Source organism: Pseudomonas sp. MWU12-2020 (assembly GCF_023100605.1).
GTDB classification, from domain to species: Bacteria; Pseudomonadota; Gammaproteobacteria; order Pseudomonadales; family Pseudomonadaceae; genus Aquipseudomonas; species Aquipseudomonas fluorescens_H.
The window spans coordinates 159,817-183,712 of record NZ_JALMEX010000008.1 but is presented as its reverse complement, the minus strand read 5'-3'; the positions used below and the strand labels follow the sequence as shown (position 1 = coordinate 183,712).

At 59.7% G+C, this 23,896-nt stretch carries 25 protein-coding genes; 20 read left to right on the top strand and 5 right to left on the bottom strand.

Going from position 1 to position 23,896, the window contains the following annotated elements; translation table 11 throughout:
- Positions 1 to 105: 105 nt before the first annotated feature.
- The 18 genes from fliE to flhB all read left to right on the top strand — a co-directional run bounded on the left by fliE (position 106) and on the right by flhB (position 15,568).
- On the top strand, positions 106 to 435 hold the full coding sequence (gene fliE, locus M0814_RS19410; RefSeq protein ID WP_003222869.1) for a flagellar hook-basal body complex protein FliE: 330 nt from the start codon (positions 106 to 108) through the stop codon (positions 433 to 435).
- Positions 436 to 450: 15 nt separating this feature from the next.
- Positions 451 to 2,238 (top strand): flagellar basal-body MS-ring/collar protein FliF, encoded by a 1,788-nt coding sequence (gene fliF, locus M0814_RS19405; protein WP_003222871.1) that lies wholly within the window; start codon positions 451 to 453, stop codon positions 2,236 to 2,238.
- Positions 2,231 to 3,250 carry a flagellar motor switch protein FliG gene (gene fliG / locus M0814_RS19400; protein WP_003222873.1) on the top strand — a complete coding sequence of 340 codons (1,020 nt, stop codon included), beginning with the start codon at positions 2,231 to 2,233 and terminating at the stop codon, positions 3,248 to 3,250. Before fliF ends, fliG begins: the two co-directional genes overlap by 8 nt.
- A gap of 4 nt (positions 3,251 to 3,254) precedes the next feature.
- A complete protein-coding gene (fliH, locus tag M0814_RS19395; protein ID WP_103483924.1) occupies positions 3,255 to 4,058 on the top strand; it encodes a flagellar assembly protein FliH in 804 nt (267 codons plus the stop codon).
- The gene (gene fliI / locus M0814_RS19390; protein ID WP_003222877.1) at positions 4,048 to 5,406 is read left to right on the top strand and encodes a flagellar protein export ATPase FliI; all 1,359 of its coding nucleotides are present in this window, start codon (positions 4,048 to 4,050) and stop codon (positions 5,404 to 5,406) included. Before fliH ends, fliI begins: the two co-directional genes overlap by 11 nt.
- A 6-nt stretch (positions 5,407 to 5,412) precedes the next feature.
- Positions 5,413 to 5,862 carry a flagellar export protein FliJ gene (gene fliJ, locus M0814_RS19385; RefSeq protein ID WP_103483925.1) on the top strand — a complete coding sequence of 150 codons (450 nt, stop codon included), beginning with the start codon at positions 5,413 to 5,415 and terminating at the stop codon, positions 5,860 to 5,862.
- A gap of 192 nt (positions 5,863 to 6,054) precedes the next feature.
- Positions 6,055 to 6,360, top strand: a complete 306-nt coding sequence (locus tag M0814_RS19380; RefSeq protein ID WP_103483926.1) for an STAS domain-containing protein — start codon at positions 6,055 to 6,057, stop codon at positions 6,358 to 6,360.
- A 5-nt stretch (positions 6,361 to 6,365) separates the two neighbouring features.
- Entirely contained in the window at positions 6,366 to 8,069 is a 1,704-nt protein-coding gene (locus M0814_RS19375; RefSeq protein ID WP_103483927.1) for a fused response regulator/phosphatase, read from the top strand.
- A 30-nt stretch (positions 8,070 to 8,099) separates the two neighbouring features.
- The gene (locus M0814_RS19370; protein ID WP_103483928.1) at positions 8,100 to 8,447 is read left to right on the top strand and encodes an Hpt domain-containing protein; all 348 of its coding nucleotides are present in this window, start codon (positions 8,100 to 8,102) and stop codon (positions 8,445 to 8,447) included.
- A gap of 106 nt (positions 8,448 to 8,553) precedes the next feature.
- A complete protein-coding gene (locus tag M0814_RS19365) occupies positions 8,554 to 9,948 on the top strand; it encodes a flagellar hook-length control protein FliK (protein WP_103483929.1) in 1,395 nt (464 codons plus the stop codon).
- 217 nt (positions 9,949 to 10,165) lie between these two features.
- Positions 10,166 to 10,669 carry a flagellar basal body-associated protein FliL gene (gene fliL, locus M0814_RS19360; protein WP_003222887.1) on the top strand — a complete coding sequence of 168 codons (504 nt, stop codon included), beginning with the start codon at positions 10,166 to 10,168 and terminating at the stop codon, positions 10,667 to 10,669.
- Positions 10,670 to 10,678: 9 nt separating this feature from the next.
- A complete protein-coding gene (gene fliM / locus M0814_RS19355) occupies positions 10,679 to 11,647 on the top strand; it encodes a flagellar motor switch protein FliM (RefSeq protein ID WP_003222890.1) in 969 nt (322 codons plus the stop codon).
- 53 nt (positions 11,648 to 11,700) lie between these two features.
- On the top strand, positions 11,701 to 12,162 hold the full coding sequence (gene fliN, locus M0814_RS19350) for a flagellar motor switch protein FliN (RefSeq protein WP_164747895.1): 462 nt from the start codon (positions 11,701 to 11,703) through the stop codon (positions 12,160 to 12,162).
- Complete coding sequence (gene fliO / locus M0814_RS19345) at positions 12,163 to 12,612, top strand: flagellar biosynthetic protein FliO (RefSeq protein ID WP_103483930.1); 450 nt, start codon at positions 12,163 to 12,165, stop codon at positions 12,610 to 12,612.
- A complete protein-coding gene (gene fliP / locus M0814_RS19340) occupies positions 12,612 to 13,370 on the top strand; it encodes a flagellar type III secretion system pore protein FliP (protein ID WP_003222895.1) in 759 nt (252 codons plus the stop codon). Before fliO ends, fliP begins: the two co-directional genes overlap by 1 nt.
- A complete protein-coding gene (gene fliQ, locus M0814_RS19335; RefSeq protein ID WP_003222897.1) occupies positions 13,367 to 13,636 on the top strand; it encodes a flagellar biosynthesis protein FliQ in 270 nt (89 codons plus the stop codon). Before fliP ends, fliQ begins: the two co-directional genes overlap by 4 nt.
- Before the next feature lie 3 nt (positions 13,637 to 13,639).
- Complete coding sequence (fliR, locus tag M0814_RS19330; RefSeq protein WP_003222899.1) at positions 13,640 to 14,425, top strand: flagellar biosynthetic protein FliR; 786 nt, start codon at positions 13,640 to 13,642, stop codon at positions 14,423 to 14,425.
- Positions 14,426 to 14,428: 3 nt separating this feature from the next.
- Entirely contained in the window at positions 14,429 to 15,568 is a 1,140-nt protein-coding gene (flhB, locus tag M0814_RS19325; protein WP_003222902.1) for a flagellar biosynthesis protein FlhB, read from the top strand.
- Between the two features lie 246 nt (positions 15,569 to 15,814).
- Here the strand turns inward: flhB and M0814_RS19320 are convergent, their stop codons facing one another.
- The 3 genes from M0814_RS19320 to M0814_RS19310 form a co-directional block, all read right to left on the bottom strand.
- Positions 15,815 to 16,174, bottom strand: coding sequence for a hypothetical protein (locus M0814_RS19320; RefSeq protein WP_112997824.1), 360 nt, complete (start codon positions 16,172 to 16,174; stop codon positions 15,815 to 15,817).
- Between the two features lie 640 nt (positions 16,175 to 16,814).
- Positions 16,815 to 19,757 (bottom strand): hypothetical protein, encoded by a 2,943-nt coding sequence (locus M0814_RS19315; protein WP_177434742.1) that lies wholly within the window; start codon positions 19,755 to 19,757, stop codon positions 16,815 to 16,817.
- 655 nt (positions 19,758 to 20,412) lie between these two features.
- Positions 20,413 to 20,574 (bottom strand): hypothetical protein, encoded by a 162-nt coding sequence (locus M0814_RS19310; protein ID WP_158547275.1) that lies wholly within the window; start codon positions 20,572 to 20,574, stop codon positions 20,413 to 20,415.
- 202 nt (positions 20,575 to 20,776) lie between these two features.
- Here M0814_RS19310 and M0814_RS19305 point away from each other — a divergent pair, with 202 nt between their 5' ends.
- Positions 20,777 to 21,163: a response regulator gene (locus tag M0814_RS19305; RefSeq protein WP_103486583.1), complete on the top strand. Its 387-nt coding sequence runs from the start codon at positions 20,777 to 20,779 to the stop codon at positions 21,161 to 21,163.
- Between the two features lie 479 nt (positions 21,164 to 21,642).
- On the opposite strand, the gene M0814_RS19300 is transcribed toward M0814_RS19305, so the two are convergent.
- Positions 21,643 to 22,002: a hypothetical protein gene (locus tag M0814_RS19300; RefSeq protein ID WP_112997825.1), complete on the bottom strand. Its 360-nt coding sequence runs from the start codon at positions 22,000 to 22,002 to the stop codon at positions 21,643 to 21,645.
- 645 nt (positions 22,003 to 22,647) lie between these two features.
- On the opposite strand from M0814_RS19300, the gene M0814_RS19295 reads away from it, so the two are divergent.
- The gene (locus M0814_RS19295) at positions 22,648 to 22,890 is read left to right on the top strand and encodes a hypothetical protein (protein WP_103486732.1); all 243 of its coding nucleotides are present in this window, start codon (positions 22,648 to 22,650) and stop codon (positions 22,888 to 22,890) included.
- A gap of 163 nt (positions 22,891 to 23,053) precedes the next feature.
- Here the strand turns inward: M0814_RS19295 and M0814_RS19290 are convergent, their stop codons facing one another.
- Complete coding sequence (locus tag M0814_RS19290) at positions 23,054 to 23,413, bottom strand: hypothetical protein (RefSeq protein ID WP_112997827.1); 360 nt, start codon at positions 23,411 to 23,413, stop codon at positions 23,054 to 23,056.
- Between the last annotated feature and the right edge of the window lie 483 nt (positions 23,414 to 23,896).

Genomic DNA, 23,896 nt, shown 5'->3' with positions numbered 1-23,896 from the left:
CGCTTTTATGAAACAAGACCAGCCGAGCTGGCACCCTTGTTGCTAATACCTGTGTACCCGCCGAGTGAGTGTCAAAAAATTGCGGGCCGCCCAAGAGAGTAGACCATGAGCCAAGGTATTGAATTTAATCGGTTGATGATGGACATGAAGGCCATGAAAATGGACGCCATGGCCACGCCGAAATCGACTGCCGCCGTCCCTGAACTGGCAGGCAGCAGCTTTTCCGACATGCTCGGTCAGGCCATCAACAAAGTCAGCGATACCCAGCAGGCGTCGACTCAGTTGGCCAACGCATTTGAAATCGGCAAGAGCGGCGTCGATCTGACGGACGTGATGATCGCCTCGCAGAAAGCCAGCGTGTCGTTCCAGGCTCTGACCCAGGTGCGCAACAAGCTGGTTCAGGCTTATCAAGACATCATGCAGATGCCGGTTTAAGGACGAGATTGAGTCATGGCAGAAGCAGTCGCCGATAACGTTCCGGCCAAGGCCACCCCGATAGACGGCAAACCGCCGCTGTTCGGCCTGTCCTTCCTGGAAAACCTCTCCGAGATGACCATGTTGCGTCAGGTGGGCCTGTTGGTCGGCCTGGCTGCGAGCGTGGCGATTGGCTTTGCCGTGGTGCTGTGGTCGCAGCAGCCGGATTACCGTCCGTTGTACGGCAGCCTTGCCGGCATGGACGCCAAGCAGGTCATGGACACCCTGGCCTCCGCCGACATTCCCTATACCGTCGAGCCGAACTCCGGCGCCTTGCTGGTCAAGGCCGACGACCTGTCCCGTGCGCGGATGAAACTCGCGGCCGCTGGTGTCACTCCCAGCGACGGCAACATCGGTTTCGAAATCCTCGACAAGGAACAGGGTCTGGGCACCAGCCAGTTCATGGAAGCGACCCGTTACCGTCGCGGCCTCGAAGGCGAACTGGCACGCACCATTTCCAGCCTGAACAACGTCAAGGGCGCCCGTGTGCACCTGGCGATTCCGAAGAGTTCGGTGTTCGTGCGTGATGAACGCAAGCCAAGTGCGTCGGTACTGGTCGAGCTGTACTCCGGGCGTTCGCTGGAGCCGGGGCAGGTGGTGGCGATCATCAACCTGGTGGCGACCTCCGTTCCTGAACTGAGCAAATCGCAGATCACCGTCGTCGATCAGAAGGGCAACCTGCTCTCCGATCAGGCGGAAAACTCCGAAATGACCATGGCCGGCAAGCAGTTCGATTACAGCCGCCGCATGGAAAGCATGCTCACCCAGCGCGTGCACAATATTCTGCAGCCGGTGCTGGGCAACGATCGCTACAAGGCTGAAGTCTCGGCCGACATCGATTTCAACGCCGTCGAATCGACTGCCGAGCAGTTCAACCCGGATCAACCGGCGTTGCGCAGCGAGCAGTCGGTCAACGAACAACGCACCGCCAGCAATGGCCCGCAAGGTGTACCGGGTGCCCTGAGCAACCAGCCGCCAGCGCCGGCCTCGGCACCGCAGACCACCGGTGGCGCGCAAGCCTCTACCGGCATGATTCAGCCCGGTCAGCCACTGGTTGATGCCAACGGTCAGCAGATCATGGACCCGGCCACCGGCCAGCCAATGCTCGCGCCGTACCCGGCGGACAAGCGTCAACAATCCACCAAGAACTTCGAACTCGACCGTTCCATCAGCCACACCAAACAGCAACAGGGTCGCCTGAATCGTCTGTCGGTGTCGGTGGTGGTCGACGATCAGGTCAAGATCAACCCGGCCAACGGGGAAACCACCCGCGCGCCGTGGAGCGCCGATGAACTGGCGCGTTTCACCCGTCTTGTGCAGGACGCGGTCGGCTTCGATGCCAGCCGTGGCGACAGCGTCAGCGTGATCAACATGCCGTTCTCCGCCGAACGCGGCGAAGTGGTTGCCGATATTCCGTTCTACTCCCAGCCATGGTTCTGGGACATCGTCAAACAAGTGCTGGGTGTGTTGTTCATCCTGGTGCTGGTGTTTGGTGTGCTGCGTCCGGTGTTGAACAACATCACCGGTGGTGGCAAAGGCAAGGAGCTGGCCGGTCTGGGCAGCGACGTGGAACTCGGTGGCATGGGCGGCCTGGACGGCGACCTGGCCAACGACCGCGTGAGCCTCGGTGGTCCGCAGAGCATTCTGTTGCCTAGCCCGAGTGAGGGTTACGACGCACAACTGAATGCAATCAAGAGCTTGGTGGCCGAGGATCCGGGTCGCGTGGCTCAGGTCGTGAAAGAGTGGATTAACGCAGATGAGTGATAACCGAGCCGCAACCGCCAAACTGAACAAGGTCGACAAAGCCGCCATTCTGCTGCTGTCCCTGGGTTCAACCGATGCCGCGCAAGTGCTGCGCCACATGGGCCCGAAAGAGGTTCAGCGTGTCGGTGTGGCCATGGCGCAGATGGGCAACGTCCATCGCGAGCAGGTCGAGCAGGTCATGAGCGAGTTCGTCGACATCGTCGGCGACCAGACCAGCCTCGGCGTCGGCTCCGACGACTACGTGCGCAAAATGCTTACCCAGGCGTTGGGCGAAGACAAGGCCAATGGCCTGATCGACCGCATCCTGCTCGGTGGCAACACCAGCGGCCTCGACAGCCTGAAATGGATGGAGCCGCGCGCCGTTGCCGACGTGATCCGTTACGAACACCCGCAGATCCAGGCCATCGTCGTCGCGTACCTCGACCCGGATCAGGCCGGTGAAGTATTGGGCAACTTCGACCACAAGGTGCGTCTGGACATCATCCTGCGCGTCTCGTCGTTGAACACCGTGCAGCCGGCAGCGCTGAAAGAGCTGAACCAGATTCTCGAGAAGCAGTTCTCCGGCAACTCGAATGCCTCGCGCACCACCCTGGGTGGCATCAAGCGGGCGGCAGACATCATGAACTTCCTCGACAGCTCGATCGAAGGCCAGCTCATGGACTCGATCCGCGAAGTCGACGAAGACCTGTCCGGTCAGATCGAAGACCTCATGTTCGTGTTCAACAACCTGGCCGATGTCGACGACCGCGGCATTCAGGCGCTGTTGCGCGAGGTCTCTTCCGACGTGCTGGTGCTGGCCCTCAAGGGTTCGGACGAAGGCGTCAAAGAGAAGATCTTCAAGAACATGTCCAAACGTGCGGCCGAACTGTTGCGCGACGACCTCGAAGCCAAAGGCCCGGTGCGCGTCAGCGACGTGGAAACCGCGCAGAAAGAAATCCTCACCATTGCCCGTCGTATGGCCGAAGCCGGCGAAATCGTGCTCGGTGGCAAGGGCGGCGAGGAAATGATCTAAGCCCATGGACAAGCATGACGATGTGACGGATCTGATCCGTGCCCGGGATGTCCGTGGTTTCGAATCCTGGGAAATGCCCAGCTTCGATCCGCCGAAACCGGAACCCGAGCCGGAACCGGAGCCCGAACCGCCGGAAATGGAAGAAGTGCCGCTGGAAGAAGTCCAGCCACTGACCCTGGAAGAACTCGAAAGCATCCGTCAGGAGGCTTACAACGAGGGCTTTGGCATCGGCGAGAAGGAAGGTTTTCACAGCGCTACGCTCAAAGTGCGTCAGGAAGCCGAAGTGGCGCTGGCGGCGAAACTCGCCAGCCTCGAGCAACTGATGACCCACCTGTTCGAGCCGATTGCCGAGCAGGACACGCAGATCGAAAAGTCGCTGGTCGACCTCGTGCAACACATCACCAGACAAGTGATCAAACGCGAGCTGGCCATCGACTCCAGCCAGATCGAACAGGTCATGCGTGACGCGCTCAAGCTGTTGCCGTTGGGCGTGGAAAACGTGCGTCTTTACGTCAATCCGCAAGACTTCGAGCAGGCCAAGGCCTTGCGCGAACGTCATGAGGAATCCTGGCGTATCGTCGAAGATGACTCGTTGCTGCCGGGCGGTTGCCGGGTTGAAACCGAGCACAGCCGTATCGACGCCAGCATCGAGACCCGCGTGACCCAGGTCATGGCCAAGCTGTTCGACCAGTTACACGAACAGGCCCTGCACCCGGCCGCGCCGGATCTGAGCCTGGACATTCCTGAACAAAACCAACCGGCGGCTGCGCCTGAAGAGCCGCTCGCGGACACCCCCGATGCGCCTTGAACGCACCAGTTTCGCCAAGCGCCTCAGCACTTATGCTGAAGCCACTGAGATCGCTGGCGCGCCGATTCTCGAAGGCCGCCTGCTGCGGATGGTCGGCCTCACCCTCGAAGCCGAAGGCCTGCGCGCCGCCATGGGCACGCGCTGCCTGGTGATCAATGACGACAGCTATCACCCGTCCCAGGTGGAAGCGGAGGTCATGGGGTTTTCCGGCAACAAAGTCTTTCTGATGCCGGTTGGCAGCGTCGCGGGTATCGCACCGGGCGCCCGCGTGGTGCCGCTGGCGGAAACCGGTCGCCTGCCGATGGGCATGAGCATGCTCGGGCGGGTGCTCGACGGCGCCGGTCGCGCGCTGGACGGCAAGGGCGGGATGAAGGCTGAAGACTGGGTGCCGATGGACGGCCCGACCATCAACCCGCTCAACCGCGATCCGATCCACGTCCCGCTGGACGTCGGTATCCGTTGCATCAACGGTTTGCTGACGGTCGGACGTGGTCAGCGTCTGGGTCTGTTCGCCGGTACCGGTGTCGGTAAATCGGTGCTGCTGGGCATGATGACCCGCTTCACCGAGGCCGACATTATCGTCGTCGGTCTGATCGGTGAGCGGGGTCGAGAAGTTAAAGAGTTCATCGAGCACATCCTCGGTGAAGAAGGCCTCAAGCGTTCGGTGGTGGTCGCCTCGCCGGCGGACGATGCGCCGCTGATGCGTCTGCGCGCGGCGATGTATTGCACGCGCATCGCCGAGTATTTCCGCGACAAGGGCAAGAATGTCCTGTTGCTCATGGATTCCCTGACCCGTTTCGCCCAGGCCCAGCGGGAAATCGCTTTGGCCATTGGCGAGCCGCCAGCGACCAAGGGTTATCCGCCCTCGGTGTTCGCCAAACTGCCGAAACTGGTGGAGCGCGCCGGTAACGCGGAGAAGGGCGGTGGTTCGATCACCGCGTTCTACACCGTGTTGTCCGAAGGCGATGACCAGCAGGACCCGATTGCCGACTCGGCGCGGGGCGTGCTCGACGGCCACATCGTGTTGTCCCGGCGTCTGGCCGAGGAAGGGCACTATCCGGCCATCGACATCGAAGCGTCGATCAGCCGGGTGATGCCGGCCGTGGTTTCGGCGGAGCACATGCAGCGCGCGCAGTACTTCAAGCAATTGTGGTCGCGCTATCAGCAGAGCCGCGACCTGATCAGTGTCGGCGCGTACGTCGCCGGTGGCGACCGCGAGACCGATCTGGCGATCAATCTGCAGCCGCAACTGACCCGCTACCAGCGTCAGGGGCTCAACGACAAGATCAACATGGGCGAGAGCCAGGCCTACCTCGAAACCCTGTTCGCGCCCGCGGCGGGTGGGTAACCGGCCATGGCCGTGAGCCGAGCTGCGCGTCTGGCACCGGTGGTGGAAATGGCCGAACAGGCCGAGAAAACCGCCGTGCAGCGCCTGGGTTACTTTCAGGGCCAGGTCAAAGTGGCCGAAAGCAAACTCGCCGACCTCGACGCCTTTCGTCTGGATTATCAGGAACAGTGGATCGTGCGCGGCAGCGACGGGGTTTCCGGGCAATGGCTGCTGGGGTATCACGGCTTTCTGGCGCAACTGGACACTGCCATCGACCAGCAGCGCCAGAGCCTGGTCTGGCACCAGAACAACCTGATCAAGGCGCGGGATGCCTGGCAGCAGGCGTTTGCCAAGGTCGAAGGCCTGCGCAAACTGGTGCAGCGTTATCGCGAAGAGGCGCAACGCCTCGAAGACAAGCGTGAGCAGAAGCTGCTGGACGAGTTGTCGCAGCGCTTGCCGCGGCACGATCCGTTCTGACCAGACGCCGCAAAACCCCGTGTGGGAGCGAGCCTGCTCGCGAAAGCATTCGTTCAGTTGACGGAGATTTTGACCGGGAGGACGCTTTCGCGAGCAGGCTCGCTCCCACATAGGTTCTGCGTTGAACCTTGCCCCAACCCTGTCCAAGTGCTAAACCTTGTACACGTTCGTCAATGACAAGGAAGCCAGTCAATGTCAGTCGTTACAGAAGTCTCTCCGGATGGTCAAAAACTGACGATTTCGGTCAAGGGGCGGTTCGATTTTGGGCGCCATCAGGAGTTTCGCGAGTCCTATGAGCGGCTTCACCAAAAACCCGAATCCATCGTGGTTGATCTGAAAGAAGCCACCTACCTCGACAGCTCCGCGCTGGGCATGCTGCTCCTGCTGCGAGATCATGCCGGCGGCGACGACTCGGATGTGCGCGTGATCAACAGCAACTCCGACGTGCGCAAGATCCTCGCCATCTCCAACTTCGACAAACTGTTCGACATCAGTTGACGGTCATGCAGGCGCAAGAGCCGCTGACGATCCTGATCGCCGAAGACAGTGCCGCTGATCGCCTGCTGCTTTCCACTATCGTCCGGCGTCAGGGGCATGAAGTGCTGACGGCGGCCAATGGCGCTGAAGCGGTTGAGGTCTTTCGCCGGCAACAACCGCATCTGGTGCTGATGGACGCGATGATGCCGGTGATGGACGGCTTCGAAGCGGCGCGGCAGATCAAGGCGCTGGCGGGGGAAACCCTAGTGCCGATCATCTTCCTGACCTCGCTGACCGAAAGTGAAGCCCTGGCCCGTTGTCTGGAGGCTGGGGGCGACGACTTTCTGGCGAAGCCCTACAACCAGGTGATCCTTGCCGCCAAAATCAAGGCGATGGATCGCTTGCGCCGCTTGCAGGCCACCGTGCTGCAGCAGCGCGATCTGATCGCCAAACATCACGATTACCTGCTCAACGAACAACGCGTGGCCAAAGCGGTGTTCGACAAGGTGGCCCACTCGGGCTGCCTGAGTGCGCCGAACATCCGCTATCTGCAATCGCCTTACGCATTGTTCAACGGCGACCTGCTGCTGGCGGCGTACACCCCGGCCGGCGACATGCATGTGCTGCTCGGTGATTTCACCGGTCACGGTCTGCCGGCGGCGGTGGGGGCGATGCCGCTGGCAGAAGTGTTCTATGGCATGACCGCCAAGGGCTACGGCCTGGCCGAAACCCTGCGCGAGATGAACGCCAAGCTCAAGCGCATCCTGCCGGTGGACATGTTCTGCTGCGCGACGATGCTCTGCCTGAGTTTTCAGCGGCGCACGGTGGAGGTGTGGAACGGCGGTATGCCCGACGGTTATCTGCACCGGATTGCCAGCGGCGAGCGGGTGCCGCTGTCGGCGCGGCACTTGCCGCTGGGCGTGCTCAGCCCGCAAGCGTTTGACGACCGGACAGAAGTGCAAACCATGGCGGTGGGGGATCGGGTGTTCCTGCTGTCGGACGGTGTGATCGACACCACTGACGGCGATGACCGGTTGTTCGGTGTCGAGCGTTTGCAGCAGCTGTTTGCTGTCAACCGTGAGCCGGACAACCTGTTTGCCGAAATTGAACAGGCCTTGCTCGAGTTTCGCGGCGAGCCCCGTGACGACGTGAGCATGGTCGAGATCAGTCTGCTCGACGCGGCGCAGGTCATGCCACCGGCGCCGGTGTATTCCGATAGCGGCCAGTCGTGTCCGCTGGACTGGTCGGTGAGCTTCGAGTTTCGCGGCGCTACACTGAAGCGCTTCAATCCTTTGCCGTATCTGCTGCAGTTGTTGCTGGAGGTACACGGGTTGCGCACCCAGAGCGGGGCGATCTACAGCGTGCTCGCCGAGTTGTACTCCAATGCGCTGGAGCACGGCGTGCTGGGTCTGGATTCCAGCCTCAAGCGCGATGCCGCAGGATTCGCCCGGTACTATGAGCAGCGCAATGCGCGACTCGAGGCCTTGCAGGACGGTTATGTGCGCGTGCATCTGCAGGTCCGGCCGCAAGGTACCGGTGGCTGTCTGGTCATTCGCGTCGAGGACAGCGGCAAGGGTTTTGACGTGGCGCGGGTGATGGAGCGGCCGCTGGACGGTGTCCGTCTGTCGGGGCGCGGGGTCAGTTTGATCCGGCAATTGGGGCATAACGCCAGATGGTCGGACGAAGGTCGCAGTGCCTGCGTAGAGTTTTTCTGGGAGGTTAAGGCATAATTCGCCGATTCTTGATCAAGGAGTGAACAAGTGACTGACCAACATGTGGATCGCGAAGTACTCGATGCGTTGCGCGAAGTGATGGAAGACAGCTATCCGGATTTGCTGGATACCTTCCTGACCGATTCTGAAAGTCGCTTGCATCAACTGCAGAAGACCGCCGATGCCAGGGTGTTGGCCGAGGTCGCCCATAGTTTCAAGGGCAGCGCCAGCAATATGGGGGCCGTTCGGCTGGCGACCCTTTGTCAGGCACTCGAGGCGGACGCCAGAAACAAAAGCCCGGCTGAAATCGTCGATCTGGTGGCGGACATCAGCAGCGAATTCGCCGATGTGCGACCTGTCTACGAAGACGAACGCCAGCACGCCCTGACCCATTGAATCCCGCCGTCCGGCGCTTTTCGCAAGCGCCGGACAAAACTGGCCCGACACTTGCAATAATCCCCGTCAACTGTACCTACGATCCCAGTGCAGCGGAGACCGTGTCATGCCTGCGACCCCCAATGTTCTTCTTCAATCTGCCGCTCAGGCCAAGGCACAAGCCGCCGCCACGAAAACGCCGGTAATGGCTGCAGACACCGGGGACAAGGCCTCAAGCTTCGCTCAGGTGTTCGCCGACCAGGGCCCGAAAAAGGTTCTTTCGAACTCTGACAGTTCGTTGAAACCGGCGCGCGACAAGGTTGCCGACAACAGCGACAGGAAAGATTTCGCCAAGGATAAGTCTGCCGCATCGCAACAGACCGTTGCCGATAGCGGCAACGCCTTGCCTGTCGACAAGTCTGCACCGACGACATCCGATGATCAGGCCGCCGCTGACAAGGCCGCTGCCGATGCTGCCGCAGACGACGCGCAGACTCCGGTGGCTGACACCACGCCGGTTGACCCGGCGCTGGATCCGGCGCTGGCGCAAACCGTGCAGCCGCTGGTCGCGGCGCCTGTGGTGCCAGCACCGGTGGCTGTAACACCGGAGCCGGTCAAGGCCGAAACACCGGTCGTGGCCGCAACCGTCGCGCCGGCAGTGGTCAAAGACCCTGCTGCGTCGACCGACAGCGCTTTCGACCCGGCGGCCGATCCGCTCGACTCGTTGCCGGCGTTGCGCATGGCGATGGAGCAGGGCGGGCACATTTCCGCATCCAGCCAGACACAGCCCAAAGCTACGCCGGCCCAGTCTCAGGCCGACGGTGAATTGACTTCGGCGCAGAACTTCGCCGCCGGCATGGCCAGCATGCTCGACGTGCAGGCCGACAAGGACAGCACCAGTCAGAATGGTGAAAAAACCTTCAGTGGCCTGATCGACGATGGCCTGAAAGATCTGAAAAGCGCCACCAGTGATACCCGTGTCGATGATTTCGCCAACCGTCTGGCGGCGCTGACTCAGGCAGCCACACCGAAAACCGCGAACGCCGTACCGGTGAATCAGCCGATCGCCATGCACCAGAGCGGCTGGACCGAAGAAATCGTCAACCGGGTCATGTACCTGTCGAGCGCCAATCTGAAGGCGGCGGATATTCAATTGCAACCGGCGGAACTGGGGCGTCTGGATATCCGGGTGAACATGGTTCCCGATCAGCAGACCCAGGTGACGTTCATGAGCGCGCATCCAAGCGTGCGTGAAGCGCTGGACGGTCAAATGCATCGCCTGCGTGACATGTTCACCCAGCAGGGCATGGGCCAGGTCGACGTCAATGTCTCCGACCAGAGCCGCGGCTGGCAGGGTCAGCAGGGCCAGGAGCAGGCGCAGCAGGGCCAGAGTGGCCGCACCAGCGCTGCTGGCGGACGTCTGGATTCGGCGGAAGAAGAGCTGACGCCGGCGGCAGTGGCGGAAGCCGCTGCGCAAACCACCAGCGTCATTGGCAGCAGCGCCGTCGATTACTACGCCTGATCAAACGCTGATCCACTCACTGTGGGAGCGAGCCTGCTCGCGAAAGCGATATAACAGTCGACATCAATGTTGAATGTTAAACCGTCTTCGCGAGCAGGCTCGCTCCCACATTTGTTTTGTGGTGCTCTCCAGATCAATCCTCCGACACTTCTGGCATAACACTTGCTCTTGCCTTGCCGTGCGACTGTGAAAACCCGAATAGTGACGGATTATTGGCATGGCGAAGAGCGAAGCAGCAGCTGTAAAAGACCCCGCGACCAAAGGCAAACTCAAGATGATCATCCTGATCGTGGTGGCTCTGCTGCTGGCGATCGGTGTGTCCGTGGGCGCGACCTGGTACTTCATGCACAGTGCTCAGAGCAAGCCTGCCGCAGCGGCCGAAGCCGCACCGACCGGCAAGCAGCCGGCGATTTTCGAGCCGATGGCGCCGGCGTTTGTCGCCAACTACAACCAGAACGGCCGTCAGCGCTACATGCAAGTGAGCATCACCATGCTGGCGCGTAACCAGGCCGATCTGGACGCGCTCAAAGTGCACATGCCGGTGATCCGCAACAACCTGGTGATGCTCTTCTCCGGTCAGGATTTCGCCACGCTGGCGACCCCGGTCGGGCAGGAGATGTTGCGCCAGAAGGCCACAGCCAGCGTCCAGGAAGTGGCGCAGAAAGAGCTGGGCAAAGTGGTGATCGAACAGTTGCTTTTCACTAATTTCGTACTGCAGTAGGAACACGACATGGCCGTGCAGGATCTGCTGTCCCAGGATGAAATCGACGCGCTGTTGCATGGCGTCGACGATGGTCTGGTACAGACCGATAACGCTGCCGAACCCGGCAGTGTCAAAAGCTACGACCTGACCAGCCAGGATCGCATCGTCCGTGGACGCATGCCGACTCTGGAAATGATCAACGAGCGTTTTGCCCGTTACACCCGCATCAGCATGTTCAACATGCTGCGCCGCTCGGCGGACGTTGCCGTCGGTGGCGTCCAGGTGATGAAGTTCGGCGAATACGTGCACTCGCTGTACGTGCCGACCAGCCTCAACCTGGTCAAGATCAAACCGTTGCGCGGCACCGCGCTGTTCATCCTCGACGCCAAACTGGTGTTCAAGCTGGTGGACAACTTCTTCGGCGGCGACGGCCGTCACGCGAAGATCGAAGGGCGTGAATTCACCCCGACCGAACTGCGTGTGGTGCGCATGGTGCTGGAGCAGGCCTTCGTCGATCTGAAGGAAGCCTGGCAGGCGATCATGGAAGTCAATTTCGAGTACATCAACTCGGAAGTGAACCCGGCCATGGCCAACATCGTCGGCCCGAGCGAAGCGATCGTGGTCTCCACCTTCCACATCGAACTCGATGGCGGCGGCGGCGACCTGCACGTGACCATGCCGTACTCGATGATCGAGCCGGTGCGCGAGATGCTCGACGCCGGTTTCCAGTCGGACCTCGACGATCAGGACGAGCGCTGGGTCAATGCCCTGCGTCAGGACGTGCTCGATGTCGATGTACCGATCGGCGCCACTGTGGCCCGCCGCCAGTTGAAGTTGCGCGACATCCTGCACATGCAGCCGGGGGACGTGATCCCGGTCGAGATGCCGGAAGACATGATCATGCGCGCCAACGGCGTACCGGCCTTCAAGGTCAAGATGGGCTCGCACAAAGGCAACCTCGCGTTGCAGGTGATCGAGCCGATCGAGCGTCGCTGAAACGCCGCTCTCACCCCCACGCATTTAACTGAATTGTTGCCCGCCGAGGACAAATGATGAACGACGAAATGAACGCCCAGGACGATCAGGCACTGGCCGACGAATGGGCTGCGGCCCTGGAAGAGACCGGTGATGGCAGCCAGGCTGACATCGACGCGCTGCTCGCGGCCGACGCTGGCGCTGCAAGCTCCAACCGTCTGCCGATGGAAGAGTTCGGCAGCGTGCCGAAGAACAACGATCCGGTGACGCTGGACGGTCCGAACCTGGACGTGATCCTCGACATCCCGGTGTCGATCTCGATGGAAGTCGGCAGCACCGACATCAACATCCGCAACCTGCTGCAACTGAACCAGGGTTCGGTGATCGAGCTCGATCGTCTGGCCGGCGAGCCGCTGGACGTGCTGGTCAACGGCACGCTGATCGCGCACGGCGAAGTGGTGGTGGTCAACGAGAAGTTCGGCATCCGCCTGACCGACGTGATCAGCCCAAGCGAACGCATCAAGAAGCTGCGCTGAGTGAAACGGTTCCTGTGGGCGCTGCTGGCGCTGCCGTTGAGTGTGCTGGCCGCTGAACCGGCCGCCACGTCCGCCGCTGCGGTTGCCGCGCCGGCGATCGGCAGCGGTGTGGCCGGGCAACTGACGCAACTGGTCTTCGGTCTGTTGCTGGTGCTGGGCTTGATCTTCTTCCTCGCCTGGCTGCTGCGCCGGGTGCAGCAGTCCGGGCCGGCAGGCAAGGGCCAGGTGATCGAGCTGATTGGCTCCCGCGCACTCGGTCCGCGCGACCGGTTGATGCTGGTGCAGGTCGGCAATGAACAGATTCTGTTAGGCCTCAGCCCTGGCACCATCACGGCGCTGCATGTGCTCAAGGAGCCGGTGCAAGTGCCGAGCAGCAGCGAAAAAGCGACCCCGGAATTTGCCCAGCATCTGCTGAAGATTCTCGGCAAGGATCAGAAGGATAAGAAGTAATGGGTGCGCTACGCATCGTCTTGACGCTGGCCCTGATGCTGGCCGCGCCGCTGGCGTTCGCCGCCGATCCGTTGTCGATCCCGGCGATCACGCTGGGCACCAACGCCGATGGCGCGCAGGAATATTCGGTCAGCCTGCAGATCCTGCTGATCATGACGGCGCTGAGCTTCATTCCGGCGGCCGTGATTCTGATGACCAGTTTCACCCGGATCATCATTGTCTTCTCGATCCTGCGTCAGGCCCTCGGCCTGCAACAGACGCCGTCGAACCAGATCCTTACCGGCATGGCGCTGTTCCTGACCATGTTCATCATGGCCCCGGTGTTCGATCGGGTGAACAACGATGCGCTGCAGCCCTACCTGGCGGAAAAACTCACCGCGCAGCAGGCGGTGGAAAAGGCCCAGGTACCGATCAAGGACTTCATGCTCGCCCAGACCCGCACCAGCGATCTGGAGTTGTTCATGCGCTTGTCCAAGCGTACCGACATCGCCACACCGGATCAGGCGCCGCTGACCATTCTGGTGCCGGCGTTCGTCACCTCCGAACTGAAAACCGCGTTCCAGATCGGTTTCATGATCTTCATTCCGTTCCTGATCATCGACCTGGTCGTGGCCAGTGTGCTGATGGCGATGGGGATGATGATGCTCTCGCCGCTGATCATTTCGCTGCCGTTCAAGATCATGCTGTTCGTACTGGTGGATGGCTGGGCGCTGATCATCGGCACCCTGGCCAGTAGCTTCGGAGGTGTTTCGCCATGACGCCGGAAGTTGCGGTCGATATCTTTCGGGAAGCGCTGTGGCTGACCACGATGATGGTCGCAATTCTCGTGGTGCCGAGCCTGCTGGTCGGCCTGCTGGTGGCGATGTTCCAGGCCGCTACCCAGATCAACGAACAGACCCTGAGCTTCCTGCCGCGTCTGCTGGTCATGCTGGTCACCTTGATCGTCGCCGGCCCGTGGCTGGTGCAGACGTTCATGGAGTACATCATCCAGCTCTACAAGAACATTCCGATGGTCATCGGCTGAGCCATGCAATCGCTGCTTCAGCTGACCGACACCCAGATCAGTACCTGGGTGGCGTCGTTCATGTTGCCACTGTTTCGCGTCGCCTCGATGCTGATGGTCATGCCGGTGTTCGGCACCACGTTGGTGTCGCGCCGTGTGCGTCTGTATTTCGCCGTGGCGATTACCGTGTGCATTGCCCCGGGGCTGCCGCCGATGCCGGAGGTCAGTCCGCTGGCGCTCAGCGGCTGGTTGCTGATCGCCGAGCAGATTCTGGTCGGCGCGGTGCTCGGGTTTTCCCTGCAACTGTTTTTCCAGGCCTTTGCCGTGGCCGGGCAGATTGTCGCGATCCAGATGGGCATGGGCTTCGCCTCGATGGTCGACCCGGCCAACGGCGTCTCGGTGGCGGTGATCGGGCAATTTTTCACCATGCTGGTGACCCTGCTGTTCCTGTCGATGAACGGCCATCTGGTGGTCTTCGAAGTGCTCACCGAGAGCTTCACCACGCTGCCGGTGGGTGGCGGGTTGATGACCGCGCAATACTGGGAGCTGGCCGGCAAACTCGGCTGGGTTCTCGGGGCGGCGTTGTTGCTGGTGCTGCCGGCGGTCACTGCGCTGCTGGTGGTCAACATCGCGTTCGGCGTGATGACCCGCGCTGCGCCGCAACTGAACATTTTCTCCATCGGTTTTCCGCTGACCCTGGTGCTGGGGCTGTTCATCGTCTGGGTCGGTCTGGCGGACATTCTCAATCAGTATCAACCGCTGGCCACCGAGGCCTTGCAGTTGCTACGCGAACTGGCACGGGCGCGCTGAGGCATGGCTGAGAGCGAAAGCGGTCAGGACAAAACAGAAGACCCCACGGAGAAACGCAAAAAGGACTCCCGTGAGAAGGGTGAGATTGCCCGTTCCAAAGAGCTCAACACCCTCGCGGTGATGCTCGCTGGTGCCGGCGGCCTGCTGGTGTTCGGCGGCATGCTGGCGCAGGAATTGATGGATCTGATGCGCCTGAATTTCTCGCTGTCGCGGGAAGTGATCATGGATGAAAAGTCCATGGGCACGTTCCTGCTGATCTCGGGCAAGATCGCGCTGGTGGCGATTCAGCCGATCATGATCACCCTGTTGCTGGCCGCACTGATCGGGCCGATTTCCCTTGGCGGCTGGCTGTTCGCCGCCGGCTCCATGGCGCCGAAATTCAGCCGGATGAACCCCGGTGCGGGCCTCAAGCGCATGTTCTCGATGAAGGCCGTGATCGAGCTGGTCAAGGCGCTGGCCAAGTTCCTGATCACCCTGTTCGTGGCGCTGATGGTGTTGTCGTCCGACATCGATGACTTCCTGCGCATCGCCCATGAACCGCTGGAGCAGGCGATCATTCACAGCGTGACGCTGGTGGGCTGGAGCTCGCTGTGGCTGGCCTGCGGTTTGATCATCATCGCTGCGGTCGACGTGCCGGTGCAGTTGTGGGAAAGCCACAAGAAACTGCTGATGACCAAACAGGAAGTGCGCGACGAGCACAAGGATCAGGAAGGCCGGCCAGAGGTCAAGCAGCGCATCCGTCAGACCCAGCGCGAGATGTCGCAGCGGCGGATGATGGCGGCGATTCCCGACGCCGACGTGGTCATCACCAACCCGACCCACTACGCCGTCGCGCTCAAGTACGACTCGGAGAAGGGCGGGGCGCCAGTATTGCTGGCCAAGGGCAGCGACTTCCTGGCGCTGAAGATCCGCGAAATCGCCGTCGCCAACAATGTCATGCTCCTCGAGTCGCCGGGGCTGGCGCGCTCGATCTACTACTCCACCGAACTCGACCAGGAAATCCCCGGCGGCCTCTATCTGGCGGTCGCCCAGGTGCTGGCCTACGTCTACCAGATCCGCCAGTACCGCGCCGGCAAGGGCAAACGCCCTGATCCGCTCAAGGACGATTTGCCGATCCCACCGGATCTGCGCCGCGATTCCTGACTAGACAGTGATGACAAAAAAACCGCCGCCCCGATTGAACGGGGTGGCGGTTTTTTTATGCCTGACTCAATGATACTTCGGCTCCTGCCGCAGTCATTGTGGTGAGGGGATTTATCCCCGATGGGCTGCGCAGCAGCCCCAAAACCTGTCACTGCAATCTTTCAGAAATACCGTGAACTCAGGGTTTACGACTGCTGCGCAGCCGGTCGGGGATAAATCCCCTCACCACAGGGCTTGCCTGACTTCTTAGTCCGGCAATTCCAGATTATCCAGCGCCCGATTCACCGCCAGTTCGCCGAGCATGATCAGTTGTGCGATGCCCAGCAGCGTCCTGCGCTGCGATGCGGGTATGAGGTGGGCGAAGTCATTGGCGATGGCTCTGGCTGAGGCGAGTGTTTCGCAGGCATCGGCCAGCAGTTCCTCGTTTTTGAAGTCGGCGGTCACGGCGTACATCGAGCGGGTTTTACGCTGAATGGGCGTGGCGCCGGGCGAGCAGAGGTAGTGGTCGAGGGCGCGGTCGGCGGCTTCGTGGAGCTTTTTTGAATCGAGGGATTCGTAGGGGGAGGTGGTGTCGGTATCGGGTGGGTTGGGTGTTGGTTTGATCATGGTGAAGCTCCTTTGAGGTGGAGCCGCTACAACCTGTCGCTAAACAGGAGGGGTGGCGGCTGTACGCAGGTTAGCGAACCGGTCAAAGGCACCCGGCAGACCCGAAGGTCTCCCGCATACAGCCACCATGACGAAATCGCGAAAATATAGATCCGCAACGAAGCCTGGAACGCTGATGCACCTTTGAATTGAGTTCGAGTCGCTAAACCCGATCGCTGATTCGTCAGCGACCTACCCACAATAGAACCCGCCCCCAAGGCGCACAAGCCGGCGGATTCTGGCGTAGCTGTAGGCAATGGCGCAAGGATGTGTAGCCTTGGAGGCGTGTCTGGAGGTGTCTTTTAAACGCCAAAGTTTAAAAGGCGTTGCTGCTCCTGATTTTGTGGTGTCGCTGATGGCCTCTTCGCGAGCAAGCCCGCTCCCACATGGGATCTGCGTGATACATCCAATCTGTATTCACTGAAGATCGAAAGTGGGAGCGAGCTTACTCGCGAAAGCGTCAGTCCAGGCGCCCGAATTGTCCCGATGAGTCGCGGCTCAGTGCCCGGATCCACTCAAGGACGATTTGCCGATCCCGCCGGATCTGCGCCGCGATTCCTGATGCGGGGCTTCCTGCATTGAAACCCCGTCTTTGCCCAGATCATGGGAAGAATGAAAAGTAATCCAGCGCAATGTGGTCGCTTTCATTGAGTATTTCAATCCTGGTTATTCCGATTGCACTGAATTCGACGAGATGGGCGTCATGCCGCGATTGAGTAAATTTTTCTTCTCCTAAAAGTTGACCCGCTGTGTTGTAAAAAAAAGCGGTGGTCTTGTCGGTGGTTGTCCAGGTATGCCAAAAACTGACTTTTGAATAGGCTGATTTGAGATCAATTCTGCACCGCTGTGGGGGCCAGCCGGCGGCAAGATGCAGTAATTGCCCGCTACGTTTGCCGGGGAGTGTCGGGTGGGTCAGAGTGCCATCAATTCCTATTTTTCCGCTACCTGAAATAAAGGTAATAGTCATGCTCGGGAGTTCGATGCGCTGACCAACTGTTATGTATTGAGTAGGCTTGTTATCAAAGTTCTCAAGTACAGGAGGCAAAATGTTTTTTATGCTATAGGCGCGTAGCGGAAAGGTTACCGCGTTAGCTTTGATAGCGGACCCATCCAGGTTAGCCGCGCACGCTATCTTCAGCTCAGTGCCTTCTTTGAGTTCTTTCAACCAGTCAATCGGCGCCGCCACCGATAAGCCATTCACTGAATCATTAGGCTCTCCCGACCTTACTTCCTTGCTGACGGGTGCACCAATCTTGTTAAAACCTGTAGCCGTCACCCAGATCGGTTGCCTTGGCTCGAACAGCGGCCATTTCACCGCGAGAATACGTGCGCCTGTTGTGAGGTCTTGAACGCGCAGCTCTTTATTGGTGTTGCCGTTGATATCAGGTTTTGGAAGACGCGGGTCTTCATCGATAATTTTCAGCAGGCTCACCGTGATCGCGTCTGATTGACCAGCCTGACCACCGTTGCGATACAGGTTCCCGCGCAGCTCGATCACCGTTCCTTGTCGCGCCGCTAGGAAGGCGGGGCTCAACACTGTGTTCACCCGCTTGTTGCTGTTGAATTCCACCAACGGAAACGGCGGCCAACCTGCCGGTGGATTGTCTTCCTCCAGGCATGCCTTGTCGCCGCTCAATGCTTCAAGGAATTCGATGCCCACTGTCACGCCGTTCGGGTAGGCCAAGATATCAATCGGATCTTTGGCCGGTGCTACAAGGAACGGTGGCGGTAGCTCCCCCAGCGCCGTCGCGATGCGCAACGTCAACTCATGAGAATGCCCCAACTGCACGCCGCCGCGCTGAATACTGTAATCGGCGACCACCGTACCATTCAGGTTGGCGGTCACGTATTTTTTCTCAACGGTAATCCGCACAGGCTTGCCGGCGGTGGCGGGGATGAGGTCGACATGGTCGCTGATGCTGCCGCCACTGGCTGAGCCGCGCCAGCGGTAATTCACGCGGTCCTTGTCGAGGGTGTCGAGGTACGGGATCACCAGCGTGGCACCGGTCGGCGGCACGTTGTCCGGATCGAGCACATCATTGGGTGCACCCTCGACTTCCGGCCGGTCGAACGTCGGCAAGGCCACGCCGACCTGCATCATGAACGGCAGCGACTCGCGTACGCTCAACAGCCCCGTTTCGCTATTGGTGACGACGTAATAGACCTTGACGCGCAGGCCATTGAAACGCTGGATTTCGGCATTGCTGACGCTGCGCAGGACGGGCTGATTGTCCGCTACGTTGCCGACCGGACGCGGGTCTTCGTAATAAACGGTGCCGCCACCGGGGGTCTGGGCTTGCCAGATCAGGTTGATCAGGTCGCTGCTGTTGCGACCGAAATACCAAGGGATCTGCACAGACGCCCAGCGCGTTTCGGGTGGCAACGTTCCGCCCGGTGCCTCGTCGACGGTGGGGGCGACTAACTGGCTGATGTCGCCATTCACGGTGACGCTGGCATTTTTTGAGGGGCGGTCGCTTTCACCGCTGCGACGGCGCACATAGCCGACCGAGGCTGCGCCTTTGGCGATGGCTTTGACGGCGGCGTTGGGGATGGGGAAATCGAGCTGGAAAGGCACGTACAACACCTCTTTTTCCAGCGGCCCGACGATGATTTGCGACCCTTGCGCCGGGGTGCCGAACCAGGTCAGGAGCACCTTGTCGCCTACCGCAAAATTGTCCTTGGTGATGTACACGCGGGCGTTCACATCGTCATCCCCGAGCTGATCGAGGTCGATGCTGTTGGTTGGAATTCCGTTGACCAGCGCCTGCGGTTCGTCCAGCCGATTGCCCCCAAGGTCCACCAGCATATGATGCGTCGCCGACCAGGGCGCGCGTTCGTCCGGGAAGTTACCGCAGCGATCAATGACCTGATAAGCCACCGCGACACGATCGCCATCCCCCGCAGCGTCGATAACGGCACGGCTGAAAACGACCTCAATCGGGTTGCTGATCGGGTCCTGGGCCTGTTCCGGCGTAACGATATGCACCACTTGCTGGCTACCCCAGCGGGCGAGAATGCGGTCGTATCGGGTGAGGTTGCGGTAGGGCACGATGTGCATCGTCACCCCGCTGGGCGGCAAAGTTTCATCGACCTCGTCGTGAGAGAGGGAGAACCTGAGATCGGAGTGGCCGTCATCGCCGGCAATGTCATCGTACTCGCCGGGCCGGGTGAGTTTGACCAGCAAGGTCAGAACGGGCTTCGAATCCTCCGGGGACTGGTTCTTTTGCTTGATCCGGTAGAACACTGGCGTGGCATCCCCCTCCAGCACGTGCGCCTTGGCAATGGTGAAAGCTACATCCTTGTTGAGCTCGGCATCGTTCTCGATGAACTTGCTCCAGACCGCTGCGCTGCCATTGCCCCAGAACACCTCGGCCAGATCGCCAATGGCCATGTCCTGCCAGGCGGAGATGACGCCTTGCAGATCGCCTTCCACGGCTCTGATGGGGATGCCGCCGTTATAGTGTTCGGCAGGGCTGAGGCTGACCAGCGCCGGAAAATACGGAGGTCTGGGGGCTTTAGGGGTAGGGGCTGCTTGGCTGGACATTTGGCGAACTCCGGTCGGAGGGGTTGGTGACGGAGTTATTGAGCGCGGATTGGAGGAATTGCGCACCTGTCAGATCTGACAGGTGGCGACGAACGGTGATCAAGGTGACGACTAAAGGCGAAAGATTGCACCCGCCGCAACAGTAGGAAGGTTGCTTGGCATAGCCGCCGTGCGCCCGCTCCGGGCGCCAAAAAAATGCTCTAAAAGAATCTGGGAAAACGGTGGATCGCTCTCAACTGCTTAGCAGGACCTGCAGCATTCACAACGACCGGATGGGAGGTTGTCAGCTTGCGATATCAATCAGGACTCGTCGCTATATTGACGGGTTGAGGTTGACTGATCCCTCAACGTCAAAAGATCCAGTCTTCTGCCGCTCCGGTCATTGTGGTGAGGGGATTTAGCGAGACGTCGCACCGCCCCGATCGGCTGCGCAGCGGCCCCAGACTGCGATCTTTCAGAAATACCGCGAGCTCAGGTTTTACGACTGCTGCGCAGTCGAGCGGGAGCAAGCTCCCTCGCCACAGGGCTTGCCTGCCTTCTTAGCCCGGCAATTCCAGATTATCCAGCGCTCGATTCACCGCCAGTTCGCCCACCTGACCCAATGAAACTTCGGCTTCTGCCGCAGTCACTGTGGTGAGGGGATTTGCCTGACTTCTTAGCCCGGCAACTCCAGATTATCCAGCGCCCAATTCACCGCCAGCTCTCCGAGCATGATCAGTTGCGCGATGCCCAGCAGCGTTCTGCGCTGCGATGCGGGTATGAGGTGGGCGAAGTCATTAGCGATGGTTCTAATGTGTGGAATTGGAGATGACCACATCGGCAATGATCCTGCTTGAGTCGGCAGGGCTGGCGCGACGTCGGCCAAGTTTGAAGCTTATTGAACCATTCGTCGCAAATACTCGGTTACCTGTCAACTCTGACAGTAGCGAGGGTTGGCGGCTGGGCTCTTAATTCAAGGTGTCGTTCCATGCGATTGCAGTGGAACTGCCAAGCTTCTCTCGATAACGCAGGAGGTTCACATGGATAAGAGTATGCGTATTCTCGTTGTTGATGACGACCCCACAATGCGCCAGATTGTGATAAGGCTTTTTAAGAGCCTCAAGTATGACAATGTCGAGGGGGCAGAGAATGGCACGGCTGCTCTGGACATGCTGCGAAACGGCAGTTTCGATTTTCTGGCTACGGATTGGGATATGCCGGGAGTCAAAGGTATCGAACTGCTGCGAAGCGTGCGCGCGGATAATAATCTTAAGAATTTGCCAGTATTAATGATGACTGGTGTGTCCAAGAAAGCGGAAATCATCGAGGCTGCCCAGGCTGGGGCAAGCGGATATGTGGTGAAGCCATTCACTGCGGAAGTCCTTGACGACAAAGTCAATAAAATACTGAAAGAACTCAACTTATAGCGTGAGCGCTCAGTTGGGCTTTGCTAGCGCTTGGGGGCAGTGATCTCCAAATTGACGCGTCATCAGCAAGGTGTAAATCCTCGCAGCTTGAAAGCAAGACATCGCAGCCTGCGGCATTTCCTACAGGGGATCGCATTTCAGGTGCGATTTTTTCTGCGCAGATTCGTCAGTTCCTCGCGGGCGAGAACAAGCACTCGAACCCACTCAAGGACATATGCCGATTCCGCCGGATCTGCGCCGCGATTCCTGACCTGACAGTGACACAATAAAAAACCGCCATCCTGATTGAACGGGACGGCGTTTTTTTATGCCTGAAGACCTCTGTCGGCTGTGAGGCCGCTTTCGCGAGCAAGCCCGCTCCTACAGGTTCGGCGTGTAGGCACAGGCTTGTGATCGACCCCAATCCCTGTGGGAGCGGGCTTGCTCGCGAAGACGTTAGCAGCCGCAACGCCTCATTCAAAGCTTGTCACCGATCCCTGTTACTGCGGCAACTCCAGATTATTCAGCGCCCGATTCACCGCCAGTTCGCCGAGCTTGATCAGTTGTGCGATGCCCAGCAGCGTTCTGCGCTGCGACGCCGGTATGAGGTGGGCGAAGTCATTGGCGATGGTTCTGGCTGAAGCGAGTGTTTCGCAGGCATCGGCCAGCAGTTCCTCGTTTTTGAAGTCGGCGGTCACGGCGTACATCGAGCGGGTTTTACGTTGAATGGGCATGGCGCCGGGCGCGCAGAGGTAGTGGTCGAGGGCGCGGTCAGCCGCTTCGTGGAGCTTTTTTGAATCGAGGGATTCGTAGGGGGAGGTGGCGTCGGTATCGGGTGGGTTGGGTGTTGGTTTGATCATGGTGAAGCTCCGTGGTTGATTTAGCCGCCACGGCTCATCGCTAAACAAGTAAAGGTGGCGGCTGTACGCAGGTTAGCGATCCGGGTCACAGAAACCCCGGGTAGACCCGAAGGTCTCCCACGCACAGCCACCATGAAATCAAGTGCAGGTCGAAAAACTGCAATTGAGATTGGGCATTGGTGCGTCTGTAAGGTGTCGGATCGCTAAACCCGATCGCTGATTTGTCAGCGACCGACCCACAATAGAACCCGCCCCCAAGGCGCACAAGTCGGCGGATTCTGGCGTAGCTGTAGGTAATGGCGCAAGGATATGTAGCGTGGAAGACGTATCTTGAAGTGTCTTTTAAACACCAAAGTTTAAAGAGCAATTTTCGCCGACTGCACTGACCCGTTCGCGAGCAGGCTCGCTCCCACATTTGGAATATATTCCACTTCCGGATTTGGAATGCATTTCCACTGTGGGAGCGAGCTTGCTCGCGAAGGCGTCAGTCCAGGCGCGAAGTTTTTCCGTTACGCCCTCAGCCTGATGCCTTTGGTCTGAAAGCAGGCGTGACCTGTCAACTCTGACAGGTGCATGTAGCTTTCTTTTGCCGTTTGATTGCGGGGTGATTCCGCGCACTTCGCGCGACTGCAAGGGAGCAAGGCAATGAAAGGCACATTCAGCAGCTATGACCCGAAAACCGGTAAAGGCACCATTACGCCAGATCCAGAGCCTGTATCAACAGGTTTTTCTTTTGGCGCGGCCGCGGCGGGCGTTCTGTTCGCCGAAGATTACCCGTTCAGCATTCCATTGGCCGAGGCCGGACGTGTGAAGATCAAAAAGGATAAAGCGGTGGAGTTCGACAAGCCATCAACGGCTGGTGGCGAAGCCACGAACCTGAAGTATTAGTTTCCCCCGAAACCAAAAGATCGCAGCCTCCGGCAGCTCCTACAGGGATCGGTGTAGGAGCTATCGAAGGCTGCGATCTTTTGATCTGGCTTTTGAAAAAAAAGATCGTCCGGTCGCGGCCCGAGCTTTCGGCAGTTCCTAAAGGGGAGGGCAGAGAAGCGTGCTACTGCGGCAACTGCAGATTATCCAGCGCCCGATTCACCGCCAGTTCGCCGAGCATGATCAGTTGTGCGATGCCCAGCAGCGTCCTGCGCTGCGACGCCGGTATGAGGTGGGCGAAGTCATTGGCGATGGTTCTGGCTGAAGCGAGTGTTTCGCAGGCATCGGCCAGCAGTTCTTCGTTTTTGAAGTAGGCGGTCACGGCGTACATCGAGCGGGTTTTACGTTGAATGGGCATGGCGCCGGGCGCGCAGAGGTAGTGGTCGAGGGCACGGTCGGCGGCTTCGTGGAGTTTTTTTGAATCGAGGGATTCGTAGGGGGAGGTGGTGTCGGTATCGGGTGGGTTGGGTGTTGGTTTGATCATGGTGAAGCCTCTAGAGTAGTGAAGCTGACACCGTTCGCTGCTAACGAAGGAGGTGGCGGCTGTACGCGGGTTAGCAGACCAGGACTCTAGAACCCGGCGCACCGAAGTGCCCCACGCAAAGCCGCCATAACGACAACGGACTTTGTGCGTCTAGGGAAACCCCAGGCTGCTAAACCCGATCACTGAACAATCAGCGACCGACCCACAATAGAACCCGCTCCCAAGGCGCACAAGCCGGCGGATTCTGGCGTAGCTGTAGGCAATGGCGCAAGGAGGTGTAGCCTTATTAAGTATCCTGACGTGTTATTTAAACGTTGATGTTTAAAAACCAGCAGTGGAAAGTGTCTTGTGATACGACCTGCGCCTTTCGGGGAAGGGCACCGTTTATCCGAAATGCTTAACGGACTGTCAGTTCTGACAGTAGACGGCCAGTTCTTTTGATTGCCTCATACCTTTTGACGGATTCTTGCAAACACAGTGTTT

Bases quoted from the DNA above. Each gene is read 5' to 3' on its own strand.
- fliE (WP_003222869.1), top strand. From the start codon at position 106: ATGAGCCAAGGTATTGAATTTAATCGGTTGATGATGGACATGAAGGCC.
- fliF (WP_003222871.1), top strand. From the start codon at position 451: ATGGCAGAAGCAGTCGCCGATAACGTTCCGGCCAAGGCCACCCCGATA.
- fliG (WP_003222873.1), top strand. From the start codon at position 2,231: ATGAGTGATAACCGAGCCGCAACCGCCAAACTGAACAAGGTCGACAAA.
- fliH (WP_103483924.1), top strand. From the start codon at position 3,255: ATGGACAAGCATGACGATGTGACGGATCTGATCCGTGCCCGGGATGTC.
- fliI (WP_003222877.1), top strand. From the start codon at position 4,048: ATGCGCCTTGAACGCACCAGTTTCGCCAAGCGCCTCAGCACTTATGCT.
- fliJ (WP_103483925.1), top strand. From the start codon at position 5,413: ATGGCCGTGAGCCGAGCTGCGCGTCTGGCACCGGTGGTGGAAATGGCC.
- M0814_RS19380 (WP_103483926.1), top strand. From the start codon at position 6,055: ATGTCAGTCGTTACAGAAGTCTCTCCGGATGGTCAAAAACTGACGATT.
- M0814_RS19375 (WP_103483927.1), top strand. From the start codon at position 6,366: ATGCAGGCGCAAGAGCCGCTGACGATCCTGATCGCCGAAGACAGTGCC.
- M0814_RS19365 (WP_103483929.1), top strand. From the start codon at position 8,554: ATGCCTGCGACCCCCAATGTTCTTCTTCAATCTGCCGCTCAGGCCAAG.
- fliL (WP_003222887.1), top strand. From the start codon at position 10,166: ATGGCGAAGAGCGAAGCAGCAGCTGTAAAAGACCCCGCGACCAAAGGC.
- fliM (WP_003222890.1), top strand. From the start codon at position 10,679: ATGGCCGTGCAGGATCTGCTGTCCCAGGATGAAATCGACGCGCTGTTG.
- fliN (WP_164747895.1), top strand. From the start codon at position 11,701: ATGATGAACGACGAAATGAACGCCCAGGACGATCAGGCACTGGCCGAC.
- fliP (WP_003222895.1), top strand. From the start codon at position 12,612: ATGGGTGCGCTACGCATCGTCTTGACGCTGGCCCTGATGCTGGCCGCG.
- fliQ (WP_003222897.1), top strand. From the start codon at position 13,367: ATGACGCCGGAAGTTGCGGTCGATATCTTTCGGGAAGCGCTGTGGCTG.
- fliR (WP_003222899.1), top strand. From the start codon at position 13,640: ATGCAATCGCTGCTTCAGCTGACCGACACCCAGATCAGTACCTGGGTG.
- flhB (WP_003222902.1), top strand. From the start codon at position 14,429: ATGGCTGAGAGCGAAAGCGGTCAGGACAAAACAGAAGACCCCACGGAG.
- M0814_RS19320 (WP_112997824.1), bottom strand. From the start codon at position 16,174: ATGATCAAACCAACACCCAACCCACCCGATACCGACACCACCTCCCCC.
- M0814_RS19315 (WP_177434742.1), bottom strand. From the start codon at position 19,757: ATGTCCAGCCAAGCAGCCCCTACCCCTAAAGCCCCCAGACCTCCGTAT.
- M0814_RS19310 (WP_158547275.1), bottom strand. From the start codon at position 20,574: ATGTGGTCATCTCCAATTCCACACATTAGAACCATCGCTAATGACTTC.
- M0814_RS19305 (WP_103486583.1), top strand. From the start codon at position 20,777: ATGGATAAGAGTATGCGTATTCTCGTTGTTGATGACGACCCCACAATG.
- M0814_RS19300 (WP_112997825.1), bottom strand. From the start codon at position 22,002: ATGATCAAACCAACACCCAACCCACCCGATACCGACGCCACCTCCCCC.
- M0814_RS19295 (WP_103486732.1), top strand. From the start codon at position 22,648: ATGAAAGGCACATTCAGCAGCTATGACCCGAAAACCGGTAAAGGCACC.
- M0814_RS19290 (WP_112997827.1), bottom strand. From the start codon at position 23,413: ATGATCAAACCAACACCCAACCCACCCGATACCGACACCACCTCCCCC.